The following is a 24250-nucleotide window of genomic DNA, read 5'->3' as shown; positions in this document are numbered from 1 at the left end:
TCTCACCATGTCCAACGAGAGCGATCTCACGGCACTTTATCCATTTTTGCATGGACAACCGCAGTCACCGGAGCGGTTAGACGCGGCACTCCTGCATTCCGTCAATGAGAAAGCTCGCGACTCTCGCGAGACCAGCTCCCGTTTCTTCGACGAGCAGGGGCCGGTTCTGGTTGCCGCCGCCAAGGCTCTGGCCCACGTCTACCGGCGGGGCGGCCGGCTGTTCTCGATGGGCAATGGCGGGTCAAGCTGCGATGCTTCTCATGTGGCCGTGGAATTTGTTCATCCCATCACTGCAGGCCGGCCGGCGCTCGCCGCGACCAATCTCGTTGCGGACCTCGCAATGATCTCCGCCGTTGGCAACGATCTCGGATTCGAGCACGTCTTTGTCCGTCAGCTGCTGGCGCAGGGAAAAGCCGGCGACGCGCTGGTTGGCATCTCCACCAGTGGCAATTCTACCAATTTGATGGCTGCGTTCGCCAAGGCCAGGGAAATCGGCATTCTCACGATCGGCCTTGCCGGCGGCGAAGGCGGCAAGATGAAATCATCAGGCCTGGTCGACTTCTGCCTAGTAGTGCCAACGACATCCATCCACCGGGTCCAGGAATGTCACGTGGCGGCCTATCACATCTTGTGGGATCTGGTGCACACGCTGCTCGCGGACGATCGCGGATCAGCCACCACGAAGGGGGCCGCAGCATGAAATATGTCGATGAATTTCGCGATTCTGAAAAGGCTGGCTTCCTGGTCCGGGAAATCGAAGCGCTGGTCTCAACCATGACGCTGCCGCCCGGCAGGCCGATTTATATCATGGAGGTCTGTGGCGGTCACACGCATTCAATCTTCCGCTACGGCCTCGAGGGCATGTTGCCCAAGGAGATCGAACTGATCCATGGACCGGGCTGCCCCGTTTGCGTGTTGCCTATGGGACGCGTGGATGATTGCGTGTCGATTGCAGAGAACCCTGGCGTCATCTTTGCGACTTTCGGCGACGCCATGCGGGTTCCGGGTTCGAAGAAGAGCCTGCTACAAGCGAAAGCCGATGGCGCCGACGTTCGGATGGTCTATTCGCCGATGGATGCGCTGGCGCTCGCCCGCAAGAACAGGGATCGCGAGGTCGTTTTCTTCGGGCTCGGGTTCGAGACCACGATGCCATCGACGGCGTTGACCGTCCTGCAGGCGGAAGCCGAGGAAATTATCAACTTCTCGGTCTTCTGCAATCACATCACCATTGTTCCCACAATCAAGGCGATCCTGGACAGCCCGGGCCTCCAGCTCGATGGCTTCCTTGGACCCGGTCACGTCTCGATGGTGATCGGCACAGCTCCCTACGAATTCATCGCCAGGTTCTACCGAAAGCCGATGGTGGTAGCCGGTTTTGAGCCGCTCGATATCCTTCAGTCCATCTGGATGGTGTTGAAGCAGATCAAGGATGGCCGCAGCGACGTCGAAAATCAATATGCCCGCATCGTTCCGGATGGCGGAAACGCAGCGGCGCTTCAAGCGGTCTCACGCGTCTACGAACTGCGTGAGTTCTTCGAATGGCGCGGACTTGGCTCGATCGACCACTCCGGTGTCAAACTACGCGAAAAGTATGCTGGCTACGACGCTGAGCAAAAGTTCGCCATCCCCAACTTAAAGATCGCCGATCCGAAGTCGTGCCAGTGCGGCGAGGTGCTCAAAGGCGTTATCAAGCCGTGGCAATGCAAGGTATTCGGCTCGGCGTGTACGCCGGAGATGCCGCTCGGGTCGTTGATGGTCTCGTCCGAGGGCGCCTGTGCAGCTTATTACCAATATGGCGGCCAGAAGAGCTACAAGGAGGCAGTATGAACGTCGCGCCGTTCGTTCATGCTCGCAAGCTCGGCAAAGTCAGTGTCGATAAGGTCACGCTTGCCCACGGTGGTGGAGGCAAGGCAATGAAGGATCTGATCGACGACGTGTTCGTCGCGGCTTTCGACAATCGTTCGCTCGCGCCCCTGGAAGACCAGGCTCGGTTCAGCCTGGCCGAACTGGCTGGCTATGGAGACCGGCTCGCTTTCACGACGGACTCCTTCGTGGTTGATCCGTTATTCTTCCCCGGCGGCGACATTGGCGAACTTGCGGTTTGCGGCACGGTCAACGACCTCGCGGTCGGCGGAGCGAAGCCGCTATATTTATCGTGTGCAGTGATCATCGAGGAGGGGACGAGCATCGAGGTCTTGCGCCAAGTTGCGCGCTCGATGGCAGTGACCGCCCAAGCAGCCGGCGTTGTCATCTCCACCGGCGACACCAAGGTGGTGCAACGTGGCGCCTGCGATAAGCTTTTCATCACTACCACGGGGATCGGCGTGATCCGCAGAGACCTCGAACTCGAAGTCGGCAACGCCAGGCCAGGCGACGTGGTGATGGTCAATGGTCTGCTCGGTGACCACGGCGCAGCGATCTTGTGCGCGCGCGGGGACATGGCACTTGATTCGACGATCGAAAGCGATTGCGCCTGCCTTCATGGCCTGATCGGAGTACTTTTAGAGGCGGCACCCGAAGTTAGATTCATGCGCGATGCGACGCGCGGTGGATTGGCGACAGTACTCAACGAGATCGCCGAAGCCTCCCAGGTTGCGATTGAAATCGACGAACGCGCCACTCCTATTCGCGAGGAGGTGAAGGCCTTTTGCGAAATACTTGGCCTTGATCCGCTTTATCTCGCAAATGAGGGGAAGATTGTGGTGATCACGCCTCCCGAACAGGCCGATGCCGCACTCTCAGCCATGCGGGCTCACCCGCTGGGCGCGGGGGCCGCAGTCGTCGGCAGGGTCAAACGGGGAGAGCCAGGGCGTGTCACCATGCGCACCGTGTTTGGCGGACAGCGTATCGTCGACATGCTGGTGGGCGAGCAATTGCCGCGGATTTGCTGAGGCTGCTCATGCACGAACTAGGCATTACTCGCAACGTTATCGCGATCGTTGGCGACGCAGCCAAGGGCCGTCGGGTTCGCCGCGTCAATCTTGATGTTGGCGAATTGTCCGGCGTGATGCCGGACGCGATCGCCTTCTGCTTCGAGACGGTTGCCCGGGGAACGATGCTGGAAGGCGCAACGCTGGAGATCAGGAAGATCGAGGGACGCGCCCGCTGCGATTCTTGTGGACTGGAGTTCGCCACCCAGACTCTGTTCAGCGCGTGTAGCTGCGGTTCGCGCCTGCTGACGCGATTGCAGGGCGAAGAATTGAACATCAAGAGCATGGAACTGGAAGAGGAGGTCGCTTGATGTGTGGTCATTGCGGATGCGGAGACAAGCGAGGCGCCACAGTCCTAAATCTTCAGACCGGGAAGGAAATCGATATGAGCGGCCATTCCCACCACGACGATCATAGCCATGAGCACGCACATCACCTGAAACATGATCATTTGCTGGGCGGTGGTGTCATGCATAGTCACGATCACCACCACCCCCATGACGGTCCCCACGACCATCATCATGCCCACGACCATGTTCACGGCGATGGCACACATCACAGCCGTAGTCATTCAGCCCACGATGATCACAGCGTGGAGCATCGACACGATCACGCTGGGGGCAGCGTGATCGAGTTGGAGACACGGATCCTCGCCAAGAATGATGCGCTGGCGGCAAAAAATCGGGCATGGTTTGCAGGTCGCGAAATCCTCGCGCTCAATCTGGTCAGCTCGCCGGGTTCGGGTAAGACGACGCTGCTGGAGCACACCATTCGCGACCTGTCTGCCGAGCTAAAGATCTACGTGGTCGAGGGCGATCAGGCGACCGCCAATGACGGCAAGCGAATTCGGGCCGCAGGAGCGCCGGCTGTGCAAGTCAACACCGGCACGGGGTGCCATCTCGAGGCCGACATGGTTGCCCGCGGGTTGCGCGAGCTGCAACCCGGGGCGGGATCAGTGGTGATGATCGAGAATGTCGGCAATCTGGTGTGTCCCTCGATGTTCGACCTCGGAGAGCGCGCGAAGGTTGTGATCCTCTCGGTGACCGAGGGCGAGGACAAGCCGCTGAAATATCCCCACATGTTCCGTGCTGCAGAGATCATGATTTTGAACAAGATCGATCTGCTGCCGCATGTCGATTTTGACGTCTCGCAGGCGCTGACTAATGCGCGGACTGTTAACCCGGACATCACTGTGTTTCAGCTTTCAGCGCGAACTGGCGAGGGACTTGCCGATTGGTACGGCTGGTTGCGCCGTGAATTGAGCAAAGCTGGCGAGGCGGTCTTCGCCTAGAGCATTGATGGCGCCGATTAGCGCCTCGCTTCAGTGTTCTGCTCTGACGCTTCTCTGTCGCAGATGGACATACGCGATCTGCGCGAACGTTGATTGTTGTGCGAACGGCCGGCTGTTCCCCGATGTGCAACGGGGTATGTCTGCCACAGACCGCGGGGGGCGCAGATGTTGGGGATTTTGGGGCTGGGATTCCTGCTCGGCATGCAACATGCGCTGGAAGCGGATCATATCGCTGCAGTCTCCAGCATCGCAGCCCGGCGTACCAATATCGGCGATATCGTCAGGCATGGGCTGACCTGGGGACTCGGACATACGCTGGCCCTGTTCGTCTTCGCTGGTGTCGCCATCCTGCTAGGTCGCGCAATCCCCGAAAGCCTTGCGCAACCCCTTGAAACTGCCGTTGGCGTGATGTTGATCGGCCTCGGGATCAATGTTCTCTGGAAGCTATGGCGTGATCGCGTTCACTTTCATCGCCACGGACATTTCGATGGAACAAAGCACACCCACGTTCATAGCCATCGGAATGAAAGAACGATAGATCAGCAAAACTCGCACACCCATGCGCACGGGTTTCGCTGGCGTTCGTTGCTGGTAGGGCTTGTCCATGGAATTGCCGGTTCGGCCGCATTGCTGGTGCTCGCGGTATCGCAAATCAGCAATCCCGTTTACGGAATGCTGTATGTTGGGCTGTTCGGCGTCGGATCTATGTTTGGAATGGGCTGCCTCTCGATCATCATCGCCGTGCCGCTGGCGATCTCGGCCCGCTGGCTGACGTGGACCAATCGTGCAATCCAGGGTGTCGTCGGCGCTGTCACCATCGGACTGGGGGCTCTGACTGTCTATACCACGGCAATCGCCTACAGTTTCGCGACAAGTTAGATGGCATGCGCTTTGGCCGGGTATGATTGGAGCCGTTCGTGCTTGCGAGCTCTGCCGGTCTCGATGCATTGCTGTTCCAGAGGTGCGTCGGAGTGGCTCCGTGAGAGTTGACCGGACGAAGCAATTCCTGCGGGGATCGCTCTGCTGGGGAGCTTTCGCCGCCCTAACTGGGCTCGCGGCGCCGTCGGCTGCGCAAGAGCTTGCGGCGGCTCAGCCAATGCAGCTTCCTTCGGTCACGGTGACGTCGCCGGATGTCACGCCGCGTAGGCGGGCCGCCAGGCCAAAAGCGGCGCAAGACAGGCCGTCGCGAAGTAGCAATGTGGTGCACTCTGATCAGCCGGAAATAGCGACTGCAGGCACCGGCGGGGTCATGCCGGGTGCGTCGCGCAACGCAGTGGGGCCCATTCAGCCTGGCGCTGCGAGCGCCTTGCTTGTCGGCGGCGAGCAGGTGAATGCCATTCCGTTCTCGCGGCCTGGCGAGGCGCTGGAGGTCGTTCCTGGACTGATCGTCACGCAGCATTCCGGCGAAGGCAAAGCCAATCAATATTTTCTGCGGGGCTTCAATCTAGATCACGGTACGGACCTCGCGATCAGTCTCGACGGCATGCCTGTCAGCATGCCAACGCACGGACACGGGCAGGGCTATGCCGACATCAATTTCCTGATCCCCGAGCTGATCCAGTCGGTTGGTATCCGCAAAGGTCCATACTTCGCCGACTTCGGCGATTTCGCTTCCGCCGGCGCGGTCAGCATCGACTACATGAACAAGCCGCCGAGAAACACCGCGGAGATGACCATTGGCAGTTTTGGGTATCGCCGTGCGCTGGTGGCGGGTTCCACCGTGATGGGCGACGGTACACTGCTCGCCGCGGTCGAGAATAGCAAATACGACGGTCCCTGGGACGTGCCGGACAAGGTGCGGAAGATCAACAGCGTCTTGCGTTACAGCCAGGGTACCGCAACCGACGGATTCACGTTCACTGGAATGGCCTACTCCAACGGCTGGAATTCGACCGATCAGATCGCGCAGCGTGCCGTCGATCTGGGTGTCATCGGCCGCTTCGGCTCGCTCGATCCGACCGACGGCGGCACCTCCAGCCGCTTCAGTCTCTCCGGCAGTTGGGCTGGTTCAAGCGAGTACGGTCAAAGCAATATCAGCGCCTATGTCGTCCGTTCTGAGCTACAGCTCTTCAACAATTTCACCTATGTCCTCGATGATCCGCTGAACGGCGACCAATTCAGTCAGCTCGATCGTCGCACACTCGGGGGCTTTGATGCGCGGCATGCGTTCGACTGGCGCTTTGGTGGGTTTGAAACACATACCCGTTTTGGCGTGGAGGGCCGCCACGATCATATTCAGGTCGGCCTATTCGCGACCGAGCAGCGCGCGTGGCTTTCGACCGTACGCGCGGACCGTGTGGAGGAAGGAAATGTCGGCCTCTGGATGGATAGCACCACACGCTTGGCCGAGTGGTTGCGGACCACTGTTGGAATTCGCGAGGACATCTTTGCCGGACGCGTTCTCAGTGATACGCCGCAGAATTCTGGTAACGCCCAGGCGTCGATGATGAGTCCGAAAGCTGGCATCGTGTTTGGACCCTGGTTCAAGACCGAATTCTACGGCAATGCCGGCTACGGCCTGCACAGCAATGATATCCGCGGCGCGACCATCAGCGTTGATCCCCGCGATAAGGTGACCCCGCTCGATCGTGTTCCGCTCCTGGTGCGCTCGCGTGGCGCCGAGCTGGGTATCCGCACCAGGGCGATCGATGGCCTTACCAGCTCGGTCGCAGTCTTCGTGCTCGACTTTGACTCTGAGCTCCTGTTCGTCGGCGATGCCGGAACGACCGAACCCAGCCGGCCGAGCCGACGTGTCGGAGTGGAGTGGACCAATAGTTACAAGCCCGCGCCCTGGCTGACCTTCGACCTTGATCTTGCCTATACCCGCGCGCGCTTCAGCGATCTCGATCCCGCGGGCGGCCGCATTCCTGGTGCCCCGGCCTGGATCGCCAGCGGCAGCATCATCGTCGGCCGTGAAATAGGCTGGTTCGGCGCGCTGAAGGCGCGCTATTTCGGTCCTCGTCCATTGATTGAGGACGATAGCGTTCGGTCGGCTTCCTCGCTGATCTTCAATGCGCGCGCAGGCTACCGATTTGACAATGGTGCGCGATTGCAGCTGGACGTGCTCAACCTGTTCGACGCCCAGACGAACCAGATCGAATATTACTATCTATCGCGTCTACCGGGTGAGCCGATCGGCGGCATCGCCGACCGTCATGTGCATCCGGCCGAACCGCGGGCCTGGCGCGTAACGCTGGCGTCGGCGTTCTAACCGACACGAGCCCCGTCTTCCGTCGGCCTCGGCAGCCGGACAGGGGACCCGGGTTGGCATCCTGCTCGACACCGAGACGACCGATCCTCTCGAGCATTTAGGTTGGCAGTGGCGAGGCGTATGGCCCGGCCAGCACACCATCGTGTTTGATTTCAAATATGACGGGCCCGGTTTCGGCAAGGGCGGCACCGGCGTGCTTTCGGTGGACGGCAAGGAGGTTTGATGACCGGCGCGCCTATGCTGAAGGAGAGATATGGTTCTGAAACGTACGGTCGGTCTGCCTACTTACTCGCATTGTCTATCGCGGTCGCCACCTGAGGGTCCTCCTTCCATTGTTTCAGGACGATTGCGTCGATCGATGAATGAGGCTTCTTCGGAGCCTAAACGCCAGCGGTAAGATCGCAACACACGCACTCCGCGCTTATCGCGTCATCACGACCTTGACAGGGTCACGACACACGCTCGATCGCATCACACGACACGCAGGGGACCGCGTGGTGCGTCTCTGGGCTGTTCGACGCATTCGGGTATAGTCAGCGCGGGGGTGCATCAGCGGGCGGCCCTAGGACGCGGGATTGCACGAAAATGCAAGCAAAGCGAAGGGCTAAGCCAGGGTGCACGTGATGCCTGCATCGAGGATCGCCCCCGAGATATGCACAGGGAACGGTCGCCCAGCGGATCGCGACACAAATGACGACACTCAAGACTTACTGCTTTGATTTATAAAGCGTTTTTACGCATGAACATTTCATGCGCAGGGGAAAGCCTGGGCTGCGAAGGCTATGATGTGCTCAGAGTTGCTCAGTCGGGCGAGGAGCCGTGCCCTTCGATGCTCCAGGGCATTGGCGACAGGCGCTCCGACGATCCGGCGCAGCTCGGCTGCGAGGCCCTCAACATTGCGCGCTTCTCCTTCGTGCGCTTGGAGCGGTTGTAGACCTTGCCCGTGACGGTCGGCGACGGTGGTGTCGCCCTTCTTCGTCACTGCGTGATCAAGGCATTTGGCGATGGCAGCGTCTTCGAAACAGAGATCACCGGCGACGATGAGATAGAAGCGTTCGGCCTGATGCCGTGGATGAGCCCGCCCTGCTATCCCAACATGAGCGCGCTGGATCAGCCCTACGGCGATCCCGGTGCTAAGCGCGAGGGTGCCGAGCTGGCGCTTCGCATGCGGCGCTGCGGCGTCAGCCGCTGGCATCCTGACCCGGCTCGCGAATGCGAGCGCGTTGAAGGTATGCTGGCGGTCGCCACGCCGACTGGCCAAGATGTTAGGCCCGGGAGCGAGTGCGCTTTAATGGCCCCGGCAAGAAAGCGTCTATTTCCGCGTCGGTAAATGTGAGGTCTTCCTTATTTTTCAGTGCGTCTTGAGCCTCGCCGTAGGCCTTGCCGTTCGTGTGCGGCGCGGCTTTGTAGATCGCATGTAGCTGGGCCTGCAATTTGTCTCGCCGACTGCGGAGATCATCGAGGCTGAACGCTTGGTCGCGGATGTCGGTCAGCAAACTTAGATAGGCCTCCCGGACATCCCAAATGTCCGAAGCTGTGTCCCGATGTATCTGGGCGTCCTGACCCGGATCGAGGTCCTTCACGTAGCTATTCAAAATGAGCATCGAAATGGACAGTGCGGCAGTCGCCAACGGGAAGATGGTTGAGGCCTTATCAAATAGCACTCCTATGGCTCCGCCCGTTGTCAGCGCGGACAAGACGATTTGAGCCCATTTGACGCGCCAGAGACGGGTGCTCGCGCGCTCAGCCATCTTCTCGTGCGTCTTGTGCGTATAAGCGCATCGCCCGTACAACTCACGGACTTGACTTTCTAGCACATAGCGCTCGTCTTCACCCGGGATAGAGGCTACCAAAGACTTCTCTCCATTTCTGTCGGCGCGACCATTCCTTGTCGTCGAACGCGATGGCCTCGCAAGCCCGCAAGTATGCGCTGCGAGCCTTGAATTCAAAGATGCCCTTTCTGGCCACCGACGAACCGCTGCCCGGGGCACGCCAGTAGGTTTTCTGCTGGTCTTGCTTTGAGAGGAAATCGAAAAAGTCCCGCATCATCCAATCGTGGTACAGGAATGACTTGTCGCGGTGCTCATGAGTTTCGATGAATTGATACCCCAATGTGTCAATGAGCATTCCACTCATGGGCACATCACAATGCTTGCACCAAATGCGCGCCATGCGGGCCAAATATTTCATATTGGTGTTCGTGGCGTCGCTTCTTTTTGAGACCGCTGCCATGTCTGCGCGCGGATTACAAACTTTCCAACTACCTCCAGCATTCGCGTTAGGATAGGTGAAGCTATCGCTGTCCTTGTTTTCGAAGACGGGCAGCACCTCAAAGCTCAAACCGTCCGTAAACGGATGACGACTACTTGGCCGTCTCCGAAGCTCTCCGACGTGCTGTAGGTCTTCTGAATTGATTTCTTGACCGCTTGCAGCAACGCTGACTGACCGTTGTTCTGATACGCATTGTACTTGTGATAGTCGGCGTTCGGCAGAATGAACGCGATGTCGAGGTCGCTTATCCCCTTGGCGGCGGTATCGCGGCCGTAGGAGCCAACGTAAAGGCTATGGGCCGTTTCAGAATTGGTGGTCCAAAAATCCGAATTGAGCTGCCGAGTAATCCTTTTATAGCGGTAAGAAATCGAGCTGATTAGCTCTATCGTAATTTTATAATTCTCTTTGAACTTGGAAAAATCGTCCCCGACCCCCATTGGGCTTCTCCAGCCTTTGTTCCTGCGAATCACTGGCGCTACGGTGGCACAATTCAGGGTAGCAAGACGAGGCGCGCCGGGGGTTGCGCGGACGGGGCGAGTGCGGCTGGTAGTTCTATAGCCAGCTCATAATAGTAGGCCGATAGCTGTCACCTAGTTTCAATGCGAACTGTTGCCCGTAGCTGGGGTCATGGTCCTTTCCGAGGTCGCGAGCGCCTCATGATGATGTCCGGATCGGGTGCCTCATCGTTTGCAGCGGTAGGCCAGGCTCGCGAAGCCTGAGGCTTGATGCTCGGGAGACGGGAAGGGGCCAGTCCGCGACGCTATGGTGAGGGAGGCCGGACAGCGCTCCTGGCCGACAATTTCCGGGGGATCTCTTTGAATGCCGCAGGACGGCGGTCGCTGTCAGGCGCCCATCGCTAAGTGTCCGCCGAATTCACGGGCGTCATGTTCTGTGGGGGAAGCGGGGGCTTGAGCCCCCACGCCGAGCCGGGGATCGCCATGGTATAGAGTTCATATCTAGCGTTTTCGATATCGCCATAAGTCCAGCGCATCGGATCAAGCTCAGACAGCTCCACCGGCAGATCCAGATCGTCGAGTTCGTCGCTGGGACGTTCGAGCTCGAGATCGGCGAGGAAGCGCACGAGGGACTTGAGCAGATTGCTGTTGCTCAATCCCAAAATACGAGCCGCGTTCGCCTCTCGAGCGGGATTGTGATTTCCGACATGATTGTGGAGCAAGCGGTAGCCCTCGGAGTTGGATGCGATCATACCGCGGATCCTCTCTTCCATATGGATCGGGCGCGGTGGAGCAGGTGCAGTAACAGGCGCTTTGGGGAACAGTTCCGTCTCGACCGGATCATTGGATTGCAGTGCCAGCAAGATCTTGCCGATCTCTGCATTGGAATCTGGCTTCATCTCGCGCTCGTGAGGCAGAGCTCCCGGCAGCGATCGGCCCGCTATTTCGGCCAGTTTTCGAGCCGACGTGGCCAAGACCGGATCGACATAGAGCTCGGCGTGCGCATGTCGGGCGACGAGGAGCAGGCTGCTCCAAATATGGCGGTGCTTCGTGAGCTCTACGACGAGTCTCATGTTCGGAGGAAGGCCGCGCGCCTCCCTGATTGCGAGCGTGCTGGCCGACCTGATTGCGGCGAACTTATCAAGGTCGATTTTCTTGATCTCTCCGTCATGGATGACCGAGATGACGCTGGCCGACCGATCGACGGCAACGAGTCGCGCGAACTGTCCTGCCGGAAGCGCGGGAGCATTGCACGCTTCCGTGGTCACGATCCATTCGCCGACCGACAGACTGAGCGTTCCGCGAAGTGTTGTCAGCTGCTCCGGCGGCTCGCTGATTTTTGATCGGACGCGTTGTTCCCTGATCACGGCGGCCAAGTCGCGCATGCGGCGTCGACTCTGACATGCAACGACGCACATCGGATTATCAACCTCACGGGAAAGGCCATCGTCGAACTTCAGGAGTCCATGATCGGCCATCGCCGTGATCGCGAGGCTGACCAGGCCTGCCCGGAGCAGGCGTTCGATGTCGTTCCGCCCATAGCGTTCTGAATTCGGCGTCGCGCGATCCGCGGCATATGCAGCGAGGCGACGAGCGACGATTCCGTGCCGCCTGCATTGGTCGTGGCCGAAGATGAGCTGAACGTCGTGCTTTTTTGCTTCCAGAAGGAGTTGTGCAAGCCGCTGATCGTCGATCCGTTCGCTGTGGGGCACGATGACCGGGCGTCCCGGCCGGAAGGCGAGATCGCGCCGACGGCCGGTCGCCAGCAGACTGTCGGAGCCCGTCACCGCCATGTCGATGGTGCCGACGAACGGCTCGCAGGCGGCAAGGGCAAGCGCGGTCCCCTCGCAATCCGACAACGCGTGGCCCAGGATGAGCGGGTGAGAGGGGTAGTTGCCGGTGAAGTAGTGCCGGGCAAGCCGCTCCACGAGCGAGGCGCTGTCGCGAGCGGTAATCGTCGAGATCTGCTGCTGACCCGGATCGTCGATCAGCTGAGCAGCATTCGTCAGCAGTACATGGATCCGACGGGTCGTCAGATATCGGGGCTTTTCAGCGCCGTTCTCGGCCATCGTCACGATTTCATCGTCGCCGAGAACGCGCTCGACCTTAGAGGCTCTCTCCGCGGGATGATCAAAAAATTTCGCGCTGAGTCGCTCGAGTTCCGAAACGCGCAGCGAGGATCGTCCCCGCAGCAGGATCTCGATGAGCTCTGCGGGGCTGCCCTCTATCGCCGCCACATTGGCTGTATGCGCCTGCTGACGCGCCCGAAGGACCTGCTCTCTGGTCCGTTCGTTGTGGATCGTGCCGTTGGCGTACACCACGGGGGAGAGATGTAGTCCCGGAGCCGGCGCAATCGGGTCGACCACGAGCTCGAGCCCGAGCTCCTCGAAGTAGGCTTGTTGCGTCTCCCATACCAGCGACGGCCAATCGACCCCCTCGACGACCTCGGTGCCAAAGCGCGAGGGACGCAGGCGGGCGATGAAGTTTCGGACCCGATGGCCCGGCCTGCCTTCCGCATCGAACACTCTAAGCCCGTAGTATGCGTGCCCATGGCAATTGATGTCCGCATTGTGGATCGCCCAGTGGATCGGGACCGTCCTTGATCCACTTGGCTCCGTGGCGATCCTCTGGAACAGCTCGGCCGCCTCATGCAGCCAAAGTTCATCGCTCGGCGGGAGTGCGACCACAAGCGCGAGCCCGACCTGGGGCGGTCGCGTCCTTTGCTCTAGCGGCGTGCGCACTTTGGCCCATTCGGCAAGGTCGAGAGCTGCGGCGAGGGCATCGAGTTCTGCGAATCGGGGAGGATAGCCCTCGGGCAAAATGATCCCGTGACATGCAAGGTCGCCTTGAAGGCACGCGTAGTCGAAGACCGTATCGAGACGTGGATCGTAAATCGCGGTGCGAGCGGTATAGGCGAGGTTTCGCACGGCACCCGACCGCTGCGTCAGGTGTCGAGTCACCAATCGCGCGAATGTGATCGCCATCCGGAGTAGCCTTTTTCATTCTGCATATTGAGCACGGCGAAGGCCGCTCACGACCTCAGTCCAATTTGCTGCAGACGCATATTTGAAAATTCCGTCATCCATGGTTGCATCCTTCTTAGGAGGGATCACATGGCCACGACACACCGTGCTCGTATCAAACAGCTCGAACATATCGACGCCGAGTTGGCCGCTTTGCGCGACCAGCGAGCCCGGATGGACGCGAGGATCGCAATCTTGGAATCCACCCGGAGGGCGGATCTGCTTGAGCTTGCGAGCGAGATTCTCGCCGGTGTCGATCTTTTGCAAATGCCCGTTTCAGCGATATGCGCCTACCTGACGGCATTAGATGGTGCCGTGCCCCGCAGTGATGGAGCTGACCTCGCTACCACCAAGGAGAACGCCGGCGACGAAAAGATCGCGACCTTCATTAAGATCAGCAGAAACGTTGGGAAGCGCAAGCGGGCCCTTCTCGAACAGGCTGGACTGCACTGGCATGGTCGAGACGGCGGTTGGACAGGCTTTGTCGGAAGCGCCGCATTGACGCAACTGCGCGACGTCTTCGGAGACAAGGTGGAGAAGCCGAGGTTGGTCGCGCCCGAGGCTCCCTCTTCGTCCGCGCAAGAAAGCGCTGCAGTCCCCTCGTGCGCCGACGAGGAGCCCAACAAAGCCGACAGCCAGCTGAACGTGGGCATCGCGGAGTGCACCGGAGGTGACGAGACGACCTTCGCGCCTCTCCACAGAATTATGCATTTCCGCGGCTTTCCGCGCCGCCCTCAGGCTTCGGAAGAGCCCGCTGGCCCGCCGTAGCTGAGGAGTGGCAGAACGGTGAGCGCTCGATGTCGTGCATTAAGACCGACACCCGCAGCTCGACAGGGACCATGGGGCGACCCGAGGCCGCCAAGCCCGCGTCCTTGCTGATGCTGCACTGAGCTGCTACACATGCACGTGTTGTCCGGATTTTCCCCAGACTTTTCAGGTGCGTAGCAGGAACGGCCATGCTGCCGACGCGAGGGTGGGGTCCCTCCCGCCCCAGCCAGCGCGCAAGCTGCTCGCGGCGCTTACTCGGTCGCTTCCATGTGGTTTTGGTCCACGACCCGCAGCGTCCGTCGCACCATGCCCTCGACAATGACCGCGGACTCGCTTGGACGCAGATGGATCGCCGTGGACCTGAGCAGCCATGGCAACACCGACTGCTCGAGCCGCTCCTCATAGGCGTGGCGCATCATGTCGAATGCCATCAGGCCTGGACCCGCCAGGATGACGTGGTGTGGTCGCAGCACCGATATCGTTGCGGCGACCGCCTCCGCGAGTGCGCGACCCGCCTGTAGGAACAGGTGCTCGAGACGTGGATCGCCGCCCAGTGCGCGCTCGCGCAAGAGAGCCATCTGTCCTTCGGACGGCTGCTGCGAGTCCGCCGGCGGCAGGTCGAGAAAGGTGCGGGCGTCGCGGTAGAGCGCGTAATCGGCAAGATAAGCCTCGATGCAGCCGCGCTGGCCGCAGCGGCATTGCGGGCCGTCCGGCGCCAGCTTGACGTGGCCGATCTCGCTGCCGGCGCCCCAGCGTGCTTCACCATCGGCAACGACGCCCATCCCGATGCCGTGACCGACCATGATTGTGGCCGAGAGGCCTTGCGCCAATGCCGGTTCGGCCGCCGTGATGGCGAGCGCGACCGCGACGGCGTCGTTCGCCATCACGACCTCGACTCCGAACGCCTGACGTATCGGCGTCGCCAGATCGACTTCGGTGATCGACAGCGCGGGACTCCAGAGCGTCGAGCCGGTGTCGACGTTCACGATGCCTTGCAGCGCAATGCCGATTCCCAATAGCCGATGGCGCGGCGTCTCCGTCGCATCGAGCAGCGCGTTGATCTGCGCGATCACGAGATCGCGCAGCGCCCCTGCATCGAGCGCGCGCGTCGACAGTGCAAGTCGCGACTGCGCCACGCCGGAGCCGCGGAAATCCGCGATCAGCGTCTCGATCAGGTTCATGCGCACGGAGACCGCGGCGATGCGCCCGAACTCCGGATTCAGGGTCAGCAGCACGGCCGGCCGGCCGCGGCGGCGGCCATTCAGCCCGTCCGCATCCTCTTCCTCGCGGTCCTCGGACCACGGCGTTGCCGCCGTCTCGGTCTCGCAGAGCAGCTCTTCCGCGATCAGTCGCGACGTCAGGCCGGAAACGGCCGGGAAGCTCAGCCCTGTACTCCGGGCGAGCGCCACGCGTGGCAGGGGCCCCTGGCGTCGCAAGGCGTCGACGAGACGGCCGCGGTTGGATTCGCGGGCCGTGTTCGCTCCGCGTCTGGACGGCTCAATTTGGTCAACCATGCTGCCTCTTTAATTCATTAGGTAAATTTAATAGAGGGGACGAGATGCGGGTGTGACCGGAAAAGCACAATCGGATTCGGTTTTCAGCAGCCATATTTACTATTATCGTACCATCTGTACTATTTAGACTTGAAGAAGGGGCAAGTACATCCTGATCCGGCTGGTTTGCCCTGCGGCATTTGTTCGCGACGTAAATAAAAGATGGCGCATAAGCGCTGTGTAACCCCTGAACGGGGGTGACCAAGGGAGGTGTACATGAACGGATCGATGAAGAAACTCATGGCGTCGCTGTTTGCGACTGCAGCTGCGCTGGCGCTTGCCACGGGGGCGGTGCAGGCCCAGCAGAAAAAGACTATCGCGCTGGTGACCAATGCCGCGGCCGATTTCTGGACCATCGCGGGCCGCGGGCTCGAGAAGGCTCAGAAGGAGCACCCGGAATACGACATCCAGTTGATCGTCACCAACGAAGCGACCGCGGCCGGCCAGCGGCGCGAACTGGACGACCTGCTGGTGCGCGGCGTCGCCGGCATCTCCATCTCGGTCGACGATGCGCCGCACGCAACCGAAGAGCTCAACAAGGTCGCGGCCAAAACGGTGCTGATCACGACGGACAGCGATGCGCCGCAGAGCAATCGCCTTGCCTATATCGGCACCGACAACGTCGCGGCCGGACGCCAGGCGGGCGAAGAGATCAAGAAGGCGCTGCCGAACGGCGGCAAGATCGCGCTGTTCGTCGGCACGATGGACGCGGACAATGCCCGCGAGCGGGTGCAGGGTATCAAGGACGCGATCGCCGGCACCAAGGTCGAGCTGGTCGACGTGTTCACCGACCAGGTGGACTTCGCCAAGGCCAAGGCGAACATGGAGAACGTACTCGTCAAATATCCCGACATCGCGCTGTTGTCCGGGCTTTGGAGCTACGAGACACCGCTGATCTATGACGCCGTCAAGGCGGCGGGCAAGGCCGGCAAGGTGAAGATCGTCGGCTTCGACGAGGACCAGCGCACGCTGCGGGGCGTTTCCGACGGCACGATCGAATCGACGGTGGTGCAGCAGCCCTACGAGTTCGGCTATCTCTCCGCCACCAACATCATCAAGACGCTGAACGGCGACAAGTCCTGGATCCCGGCGGGCGGCAAGCTGATCGTGCCGACCAAGGTGATCAGCAAGGCCAACGTCGCGGCGTTCACCGCAGACATGAAGAACCTCCTCAAGAAGTGAGTATCAGGCGCCCGGCGGCACGGCCGCCGGGCGCCGTGCGGGAGGAAATGAATGGCGGAAATCCTGTTCGAGCTCGCCGGGATCAGCAAATCCTATCCCGGGGTCATGGCCCTCGATGACGTCAGCCTGCGGGTGTACCGCGGCGAAGTGTTGGGCTTGATCGGCGAGAACGGCGCCGGCAAGTCGACGCTGATGCGCGTGCTCGGCGGCGTGATCGCGCCGAGCGAGGGTGTGATCCGCATCGGCGGTAACGACCACGCGCAGATAACGGTGAACGAGGCGACGCAGGCCGGCATCGCCTTCGTGCATCAGGAACTGAACCTGTTCGAGAATCTCGACGTCGCCGCGAACGTCTTCATCGGGCGCGAGAAGCTGATGGGCGGGCCGCTGAAGCTGGTGGACAGCGCGCAGATGCGCGCCCGCGTGACGCCGCTGCTGGAGCGGCTGGGCGCCGATTTCACTCCGGATACGCTGGTCGAAGACCTGTCCATCGCCGAACGCCAGATGGTGGAGATCGCCAAGGCGCTCTCGATCGACGCCCGCGTGATCATCATGGACGAGCCGACCTCCAGCCTGACGATTTCGGAGACGGAACGGCTGCTCGAGGTGATTGCCGACCTGAAGGCACACGGCATCTCGGTGATCTATATCTCGCACCGGCTCGGCGAGATCATGACCTGCGCCGACCGCGTCGTGGTGCTGCGCGACGGCCGCACGGTGGGAGAGCTGGCGCGGAACGAGCTAAGCCATGCCGCGATGATCCGGCTGATGATCGGCCGCGACCTGAAAGCGCTGCATACCCCGCCGAAACGCCCGCCGCAGCCGGGCGGCTGCGACATCGTCGGCGTCGTGACATCAGCCTTTCCCGACCGGCAGGTTGATCTTTCGGTGCGGCATGGCGAGATCCTGGGCCTGGCGGGGCTGGTGGGCGCTGGCCGCACTTCTCTTGCCCGCGCGGCCTTCGGTGTCGACCCGCTGCTGGGTGGCGAGATCAGGATCGACAACGCACCGGTCGCTGTCGCCTCGCCCCGCGACGCGATCAGCCAAGGCATCTATCTGGTGCCGGAGGACCGCAAGAAATGCGGGCTCGTGCTGGAGCTGCCGATTCGCGAGAACATGACGCTGGCGAGCCTGTTGGATCATGCGCGGATGTGGCTGGTCAGCGGCGCGGCCGAGCGCAAGGTCGCGAAAGAGCAGGTCAGGCGCCTCTCCATCAAGGCGCCGAGCATCGACATGGAGGTGGTGACGCTCTCCGGCGGCAACCAGCAGAAGGTCGTGCTCGGTAAATGGCTATCCATGCAGCCGCGCGTGATGTTCTTTGACGAGCCCACCCGTGGCATCGATGTCGGCGCCAAGAGCGAGATCTACGCGCTGATGCGTGACCTCGCCGACCATGGCGTCGCGATCGTGATGATCTCGTCGGACATGGAGGAAGTCATCGGCGTCTCCGACCGGGTGGCGGTGATGCATGAAGGCAGCGTCAGCGGCGTGCTCGAGCGGGAGCAGTTCAGCGAATACAACGTATTGCGACTGGCCATGGGCCAGGCGCTGGAAACCGCGGAAGCGGCCGCGCCATGATCAGGAAAGAGCTCGGTCTGGGATTGCTGCTGGTGGTGATCGCCGCCATCACGGGCGCGATCAATCCCGCCTTCCTGTCGCTGGTGAACCTCTTGAACATGGCCAATCTGATCGGCCTGTTCGGTGTGTTCGCGCTCGGCGAGGGGCTCGTGATCATCACCGGCGGCATCGACCTGTCGCTCGGCTCGATGTTTGCGCTGCTCGGCGTCGTGTTCGTCGACCTTCTGACGACCTACGAGGTGCCGTGGCCGCTGGCGCTGGCGGCCGTGCTGCTGGGCGGGCTGGTGCTCGGCGGCATCCAGGGGTTCCTGATCACCCGTCTGAAGATGCAGCCCTTCATCGTGACGTTATGTGGCTTGCTGATCTATCGCGGCGCCGCCCGCTACTACACGAGCGATTCGACCCGCGGCTTCGGTTACGGCGACGAGGCGGCGACACTGAGCAACATCGCCTCGGGCAATGTGGCGGGAATCCCGAACACCTTCATCCTCCTGATCGTCCTTGCGCTGATCCTCGCTGTGCTGCTGCACCGCTCGGTCTACGGGCGCTGGCTTTATGCCGTCGGAAAGAACGAGGAGGCGGCGCGCTTCTCGGGCATCAGCACGAACTTCGTGATCGCGACCGCCTATATCATCAGCGGCGGGCTCGCCGGCGTTTCAACGGTCTTGTTCGTGTTCTACACGAACTCGGTCTCGCCGAGCTCGTTCGGCAATTTCTACGAGCTCTACGCGATCGCGGCCGCAGTCCTGGGCGGGTGCAGCTTGCGCGGCGGCGAGGGGTCCATTCTCGGTATCGTGCTGGGCACGGCGCTGCTCCAGGTGTTGCAGAACCTCGTGAACATCCTGGGCATTCCCAACTCGCTGAATTTCGCGGTGATGGGCACGGTCATTCTGATCGGCGTGTTGGCGGATCAGCAATTGCAGGCACGACGGCGCCGCAAGCTGGCGCTGGCCGGCCTCACCCGCGCGGCGCCGAAATCGACATTGGCGGAGCAAGTCCAGGGCGCCTCACCGCGCGCCGCGGATGCATTGCCGGCGAGAACGGGTGATCGGGCATGACAGATCCACGCTCCAGTTGACACAAGGCTGCCTGGTCGGCGGCCGCTGGGAGAGGGAGCGCGTTCCAGGCTCGAGGGCTTTGGGCAGGGACGTGAGGCAAAGCAAGCAAAGCCTGAGACGGCGGGAGGACGAGTAAAATGTTGCGCAGGTTTATAAACACCGCAGGGGTGTGCGGTGTGGGGATTGCTTTCTCATCGCTGTTTTGCGGTGGAGTGTATGCGGCCGATTTTTCGACGAAAGCTGCACCTGTTCCTTATGCGGCTGACGATTTCTGGACGAGACCGTATCTGTTCGGCGATCTCGGCAGGACCAGGCTGAAGGAGCAGGGCATCGATATCGGCCTGACGCTCGGTAACGAATCCGTCGGCAATCTCTCCGGCGGAAGCAGGAACACCGCGGCCAACGCCGGTCAGTTGTGGTTTGGCGCGAAGCTGGACATGGGAAAACTCGCCGGCATCCCCGGCGGCACCGTCGGTCTCACGCTGGTCGACCGCTTCGGCAAGAATCTGAATACCGAAGCGGACATTCCCGCCCTGCAGCTGACCAACGAAGTGTTCGGCCGCGGCAATATTCTGCGCCTGACGCAGCTCTATTACTCGCAGAAGCTTTTCGATGACCGCCTTGAACTCAAGGGCGGCCGTCTTCCGGTCGGCTCCGACTTCTTCTTCGGCTTGTGCGAGTTCATTAACCTGACCTTCTGCGGCGGTCAGCCCGGCAACATCCAGGGCGGCTACATCTACAATTGGCCGGTGAGCCAGTGGGCCGGTGTCGTCCACTATAAGATCGCGCCGGAATTCACGGTGTCGGTCGGTGTCTACGATGCCAATCCGGGTTACCTGACGACGTCAGACCCGGGCGTCTACTTCTTGCCCGGCATTCCCGCCTCGAACCCCGCCAGTGGCGTGATGGTGCCGGTGGAGTTGGTCTGGACGCCGAAGGGGCCCTTGACCGGGACCTGGAGACTTGGCGGCTGGTACGACAGCGCCTCGTCCATTGATGGCGGCCTTCCGGGTGTTATCGGCACCATCCCGGGCGTCGGTGGTGTGCCCGATCAAAATATCAGCGATCAACGCGGCCGCTTCGGCGTCTACGAGTCGATCCTGCAGCGGTTGACTGTTGACGGCCCGGGTGCGGTAGGCTGGTACACCTTCCTCAATACCACCGTCGCCGATCACCGGACGTCGTACCAGGATTACCAGATCGCCCTCGGCTTCAGGCATACCGGAACGTTCTCCTGGCGTCCCCAGGACGAAGTCGGCTTCGCGGTCGGCACGACGCACGTGAACACGGCTGCCCTCAGTCCGAACGCCGGCGGCAACGAAGTGCCGCTTGAAGTCTGGTACGGATGGCAGGCGACCGGCTGGCTGAACCTCAAGTTCGACGCTCAGTATGTCATCAATCCCGGTGGGCGCGGCTATAACGCGGCGGGCGTGAAGACCGACAACGCCGTGGTTCTTGGCATGCGCACCGAGGTCCACTTCTGACGGGACGCTCACCCGTCTGATGCGAAAGGTGGGGCATGCCCGTCCCACCGGAGCGCACGTAACGTGTGGCGGCTCCACTCAGCGGAGCCGCCCGGGACTTGGTTATCACCTATCCCTCGTATTGATCCGGTCCCATCGCCCAAGACGCCTGATCGTGACCGAACGCGTAATTGCGGTTGTTGATCGCCGGATTGCGATTGACCATCGGCCGCATGAACATCGGGTGGGTGGCGCTGCGCACCTCGTGCTCGACCGTGAACAGCGGCTTGCCGCTGTCGAGATCGACGATGTCGCAGAAGCGGTACTGGTACTGATTGTCCTCGCGCGAGATCAAATCGCGCGCCAGCAGCTTGCGGTAAGGGCCGGAAAAATCGGTGATGTACATCTGCACATGGTGGCCGTCATAGTCGCCTTGCGGCCGATCGGTCTCGCGAAACAACAGATGCTGGTCGCGGCCGGTCTTCACGGCGGCAACCGTACCGTCGCCGTTCCGTAACTCGGATGGCATGCCCATGATCTCGGGGTAGAAGGCGCAGATGCGAGCGGCCGATCCCACCGGCACGTCGAACTCGACATAGGGAACGCCGAGCGCGACACGGCCGAAGCGCGCGGCGTCGGGCTCGTAGCAGCGCAGGCGGTTGCCCCACGGACAAATCGCCTCGACATGGTCGTTATGCTCGGCGAAGGCGAACGCGGTGCCCTCGAGCTTTTTGGCGACCGACGCCAATCGCGCCAGTAGCGCCTCGCGGCCCGCGATGACGAGTCCGACATGACCGCGCAGCACCTGCGGCCGGCCGCTCGGCAAATGAAACTGGCTCCGTCCGGCGTTGATCCACATGTTGGTGTCGGACACCATCAGATACGGATCGCGGGTGAGCCCGAGACCTGCGACATAGAACAGCGTGGCGAGGCGCTGGTCCGGGACCTGGATGTTGACGTGCTCGAAATGGATCGCGTTGCCGAGATCTTCTTTGGATCGATCGAATTGTTGCGGCATGGACGGGGCTCTGATGGGGGAGGGACAGGTCCATACTAGAGCACAATTTCCGCCAGTCGAAATGATTCGCCGATCACATCTCGAGGGTGGGGCATGGCGTCCATTGCCACCTTGCCGCAAATGCCAATCCCTGTAAGCTGACAAAAAGCACAAAGGAAAGAGATCGATGGGAGGGGTTCTGGCGGGCGTCCGCGTTCTTGATTTCGGGCGCTATATCGCGGGGCCCTATTGCGCGACCTTGCTGGCCGAATTCGGCGCCGAGGTCATTCGCGTGGAGAAGCGCGACGGCAGCGAGGATCGTTTCGTGGCGCCGGTCGGCGAAACTGGCGAAGGCGCGCTGTTTCTTCAAGTCAACCGCAACAAGAAGTGCCTCACGCTCGATCCGATGAAGCCGGAAGGACAGGAGGTGATGCGCCGCCTGATTGCGACCGCGGACGTGGTCGTCGCCAATTTGCCGCCGCAGACCTTGGGCGCGATGAAGCTCGACTACGATTCGCTCAAGGCGATCAAGCCGGACATCATCCTGACGACGGCCACCGCGTTTGGCGGGCCGGGGCCATGGTCCGACCGTGTCGGCTTCGATGGTGTCGGCCAGGTCATGTCGGGCTCGGTGTACATGACGGGCGCCGGCGATCCACCCTACCGGGCCGCGGTCAACTGGGTCGATTTCGGGACCGCGCTACATTGCGCGTTCGGCACGCTCGCCGCACTGATCGAGCGCGGCAAATCCGGGCGCGGGCAGATCGTCGAGGGCGCGTTGCTCGCAACCGCCTTGTCCTTCACCAACGCGACGCTGATCGAGCAGGCCGTCATCAACGTCAATCGCGTGCCGACAGGCAATCTCGGCCAGACCGCGGCGCCTGCCGACATCTACCGCACCAGGGACGGCTGGGTGCTGTGCCAGGTCACGGGGCATCCGCTGTTCAAGCGCTGGGCGAAACTGATGGGCGAGGAGGAGGTCTGGCTGAACGATCCGCGCTTTGCCGACGACATCAGCCGCGGCAACAATGGCCCTGTCATCAGCGAGCGCATGGCGCGCTGGTGCGCCGAGCGCACCACGCAGGAAGCCGTCGACACCCTGGGCAAGGCCATGATTCCGACCGGCCCCGTGCTGAGCCCGCAGCAGGCGCTGGATCATCCGCACGTCCGCGCCGCCGGATTCATGCAGGACGTCGACTATCCAGGTCTGCCGAAGCCCGCACCGGTGGCACGCGCCGCCGTCCGCCTGTCGGAAACGCCCGGCGAAATCGCGATGCGCCCGCCCACGCTCGGCGAGCATACCGATCTTATCCTGACCGAGCTCGGCTACGACAAGGCCGCGATCGCGGCGCTCCGGCAAGGCGGCATCGTCTAGCGGTGAACAACGGCACCTGCACGGCGGCTTGCCGTCGTGATCGCCGCGCTTTGCCGCACGTTGAGCAATTGCTTCAACGCCTGTGCATCGGCCGGCGCCGCGCTCTTCTGGTCGTTGTCGAAATAGACGTAGACGTCGCAGCCCTGCCGCTTCCAGGATTTGATGCGCCGCGCCCATTGCGCCAGCGTGGGTTTCGTATAGTGCCCGTGATAGCGCCCGCTGGGCCCGTGCCCGCGCACATAGACGAAATCCGCCGTGCGCTTCCATGGCGCGGGCGCGTCGTGATGATCGGACAGGCACAGCGAGATGTTCTCGTCGGCCAGCATCCGCAAGATGCGCGGCTGATACCAGCTCGGATGACGGAATTCGAAACTGTAACGCCGCTTCCGCGACAACAGCTTGAAGAAGCCGGCGAGGCGGTCCGCGTCGGCCTCGAATTGCGGCGGGAGCTGGAACAGGATCGGGCCGGCCTTGCCGCCGAGCCGTGAGATGCGATCCTCCAGCAGTTCGAGGCTGTTCACCGAGCGATCCGACAGGCGCTTCCAGTGCGTGATGAATTTCGAGGCCTTCCAGGCAAAGACGAAATCGCGGCCGGTCTGCTCCCGCCAACCCTCGACGGCCTCCGGCGTCGGGGTGCGGTAGAACACCCCGTTCAGCTCGGTGGTGTCGAACTGTCCGGCGTAGTAGCTCAGCTGCTGCTTCAGCGTCACGCCCTTGGGAAAGAACGGGCCTCGCCAGGAGGCGTAATGCCAGCCGGAAGTTCCGATCAGAACGCGCGCCATGTTCGACGTGTCCATCCATTGCGATTTGCCGGATGGGAACGTCCGTGCGGCCGATACGTTGCTCGTGAGCTTGATCAACGCAGGACCGGAACCGATGTACGCGCTGTTCGAAGGCAACAAGCAGATCGGCGATCCCTTTCCGACGGAGAAGGAGGTGTGGGAAGCCGCCTTGATCGAGGGGCTGGTAACCGACGTACCGGTCGCGGACGAGGAGGGCGGCCGCCTTCTGCCCGCCGGCTATCACGTCGCGCAGGTCGAGGAGACGTTCGAGCCGAAGCCCGGCTGGAAGTTGCCGCGCGAGATCTCGTGAGCG

The 24250-nt window shown here is 61.7% G+C and carries 20 protein-coding genes and 1 pseudogene; 14 read left to right on the top strand and 7 right to left on the bottom strand.

The window, feature by feature from the left end:
* Nucleotides 1-7 precede the first annotated feature (7 nt).
* From RX329_RS31730 to RX329_RS31700, 7 genes are all read left to right on the top strand, one after another.
* Nucleotides 8-700: an SIS domain-containing protein gene (locus RX329_RS31730; RefSeq protein ID WP_085359207.1), complete on the top strand. Its 693-nt coding sequence runs from the start codon at nucleotides 8-10 to the stop codon at nucleotides 698-700.
* Nucleotides 697-1827 (top strand): hydrogenase formation protein HypD, encoded by a 1131-nt coding sequence (gene hypD, locus RX329_RS31725; protein WP_085359205.1) that lies wholly within the window; start codon nucleotides 697-699, stop codon nucleotides 1825-1827. The genes RX329_RS31730 and hypD overlap by 4 nt, the downstream gene beginning before the upstream one ends.
* Nucleotides 1824-2891 (top strand): hydrogenase expression/formation protein HypE, encoded by a 1068-nt coding sequence (gene hypE / locus RX329_RS31720; protein WP_085359203.1) that lies wholly within the window; start codon nucleotides 1824-1826, stop codon nucleotides 2889-2891. Before hypD ends, hypE begins: the two co-directional genes overlap by 4 nt.
* 8 nt (nucleotides 2892-2899) lie before the next feature.
* Complete coding sequence (locus RX329_RS31715) at nucleotides 2900-3241, top strand: hydrogenase maturation nickel metallochaperone HypA (protein ID WP_085359370.1); 342 nt, start codon at nucleotides 2900-2902, stop codon at nucleotides 3239-3241.
* The gene (hypB, locus tag RX329_RS31710; protein WP_085359201.1) at nucleotides 3241-4221 is read left to right on the top strand and encodes a hydrogenase nickel incorporation protein HypB; all 981 of its coding nucleotides are present in this window, start codon (nucleotides 3241-3243) and stop codon (nucleotides 4219-4221) included. The genes RX329_RS31715 and hypB overlap by 1 nt, the downstream gene beginning before the upstream one ends.
* A gap of 165 nt (nucleotides 4222-4386) precedes the next feature.
* The gene (locus RX329_RS31705; RefSeq protein WP_085359199.1) at nucleotides 4387-5100 is read left to right on the top strand and encodes an urease accessory protein; all 714 of its coding nucleotides are present in this window, start codon (nucleotides 4387-4389) and stop codon (nucleotides 5098-5100) included.
* Nucleotides 5101-5317: 217 nt separating this feature from the next.
* Nucleotides 5318-7432: a TonB-dependent receptor gene (locus tag RX329_RS31700; RefSeq protein WP_240543252.1), complete on the top strand. Its 2115-nt coding sequence runs from the start codon at nucleotides 5318-5320 to the stop codon at nucleotides 7430-7432.
* Nucleotides 7433-8180: 748 nt separating this feature from the next.
* Here RX329_RS31700 and RX329_RS31695 read toward each other — a convergent pair.
* The 4 genes and pseudogenes from RX329_RS31695 to RX329_RS31680 all read right to left on the bottom strand — a co-directional run bounded on the left by RX329_RS31695 (nucleotide 8181) and on the right by RX329_RS31680 (nucleotide 13142).
* Nucleotides 8181-8627: a hypothetical protein gene (locus RX329_RS31695; RefSeq protein WP_201263209.1), complete on the bottom strand. Its 447-nt coding sequence runs from the start codon at nucleotides 8625-8627 to the stop codon at nucleotides 8181-8183.
* A 70-nt stretch (nucleotides 8628-8697) separates the two neighbouring features.
* The gene (locus tag RX329_RS31690) at nucleotides 8698-9285 is read right to left on the bottom strand and encodes an SLATT domain-containing protein (RefSeq protein ID WP_085359197.1); all 588 of its coding nucleotides are present in this window, start codon (nucleotides 9283-9285) and stop codon (nucleotides 8698-8700) included.
* Nucleotides 9263-10140: pseudogene (locus RX329_RS31685) on the bottom strand (SMODS domain-containing nucleotidyltransferase). Before RX329_RS31685 ends, RX329_RS31690 begins: the two are co-directional and overlap by 23 nt.
* Before the next feature lie 419 nt (nucleotides 10141-10559).
* A complete protein-coding gene (locus tag RX329_RS31680) occupies nucleotides 10560-13142 on the bottom strand; it encodes a MobA/MobL family protein (RefSeq protein WP_085350531.1) in 2583 nt (860 codons plus the stop codon).
* 129 nt (nucleotides 13143-13271) lie between these two features.
* Here RX329_RS31680 and RX329_RS31675 point away from each other — a divergent pair, with 129 nt between their 5' ends.
* Nucleotides 13272-13949 carry a hypothetical protein gene (locus tag RX329_RS31675; protein WP_085359193.1) on the top strand — a complete coding sequence of 226 codons (678 nt, stop codon included), beginning with the start codon at nucleotides 13272-13274 and terminating at the stop codon, nucleotides 13947-13949.
* A gap of 251 nt (nucleotides 13950-14200) precedes the next feature.
* Here the strand turns inward: RX329_RS31675 and RX329_RS31670 are convergent, their stop codons facing one another.
* Nucleotides 14201-15463 (bottom strand): ROK family protein, encoded by a 1263-nt coding sequence (locus RX329_RS31670; protein WP_317244806.1) that lies wholly within the window; start codon nucleotides 15461-15463, stop codon nucleotides 14201-14203.
* A 255-nt stretch (nucleotides 15464-15718) separates the two neighbouring features.
* On the opposite strand from RX329_RS31670, the gene RX329_RS31665 reads away from it, so the two are divergent.
* The 4 genes from RX329_RS31665 (at nucleotide 15719) to RX329_RS31650 (ending at nucleotide 20804) form a co-directional block, all read left to right on the top strand.
* A complete protein-coding gene (locus RX329_RS31665) occupies nucleotides 15719-16684 on the top strand; it encodes a sugar-binding protein (RefSeq protein WP_317244805.1) in 966 nt (321 codons plus the stop codon).
* Nucleotides 16685-16735: 51 nt separating this feature from the next.
* Nucleotides 16736-18262: a sugar ABC transporter ATP-binding protein gene (locus RX329_RS31660; RefSeq protein ID WP_317244804.1), complete on the top strand. Its 1527-nt coding sequence runs from the start codon at nucleotides 16736-16738 to the stop codon at nucleotides 18260-18262.
* Nucleotides 18259-19320: an ABC transporter permease gene (locus tag RX329_RS31655; RefSeq protein WP_317244803.1), complete on the top strand. Its 1062-nt coding sequence runs from the start codon at nucleotides 18259-18261 to the stop codon at nucleotides 19318-19320. Before RX329_RS31660 ends, RX329_RS31655 begins: the two co-directional genes overlap by 4 nt.
* A 137-nt stretch (nucleotides 19321-19457) precedes the next feature.
* Nucleotides 19458-20804, top strand: coding sequence for a carbohydrate porin (locus tag RX329_RS31650; protein WP_317244802.1), 1347 nt, complete (start codon nucleotides 19458-19460; stop codon nucleotides 20802-20804).
* A gap of 109 nt (nucleotides 20805-20913) precedes the next feature.
* Here RX329_RS31650 and RX329_RS31645 read toward each other — a convergent pair whose 3' ends face one another.
* Nucleotides 20914-21801 (bottom strand): VOC family protein, encoded by an 888-nt coding sequence (locus RX329_RS31645; RefSeq protein WP_018458262.1) that lies wholly within the window; start codon nucleotides 21799-21801, stop codon nucleotides 20914-20916.
* A gap of 166 nt (nucleotides 21802-21967) precedes the next feature.
* On the opposite strand from RX329_RS31645, the gene RX329_RS31640 reads away from it, so the two are divergent.
* Nucleotides 21968-23155: a CaiB/BaiF CoA transferase family protein gene (locus RX329_RS31640; RefSeq protein ID WP_018458263.1), complete on the top strand. Its 1188-nt coding sequence runs from the start codon at nucleotides 21968-21970 to the stop codon at nucleotides 23153-23155.
* On the opposite strand, the gene RX329_RS31635 is transcribed toward RX329_RS31640, so the two are convergent.
* Complete coding sequence (locus RX329_RS31635) at nucleotides 23152-23937, bottom strand: DUF72 domain-containing protein (protein WP_018458264.1); 786 nt, start codon at nucleotides 23935-23937, stop codon at nucleotides 23152-23154. The two genes, RX329_RS31640 and RX329_RS31635, sit on opposite strands and share 4 nt — an antisense overlap.
* Here RX329_RS31635 and RX329_RS31630 point away from each other — a divergent pair.
* The gene (locus tag RX329_RS31630) at nucleotides 23936-24247 is read left to right on the top strand and encodes a hypothetical protein (RefSeq protein ID WP_018458265.1); all 312 of its coding nucleotides are present in this window, start codon (nucleotides 23936-23938) and stop codon (nucleotides 24245-24247) included. The two genes, RX329_RS31635 and RX329_RS31630, sit on opposite strands and share 2 nt — an antisense overlap.
* Nucleotides 24248-24250: the final 3 nt, after the last annotated feature.

Source organism: Bradyrhizobium sp. BWC-3-1 (assembly GCF_032917965.1).
GTDB lineage: Bacteria > Pseudomonadota > Alphaproteobacteria > Rhizobiales > Xanthobacteraceae > Bradyrhizobium > Bradyrhizobium canariense_D.
The sequence above is the reverse complement of the archived record's forward strand: the minus strand, read 5'-3'. Positions and strand labels throughout refer to the sequence as shown.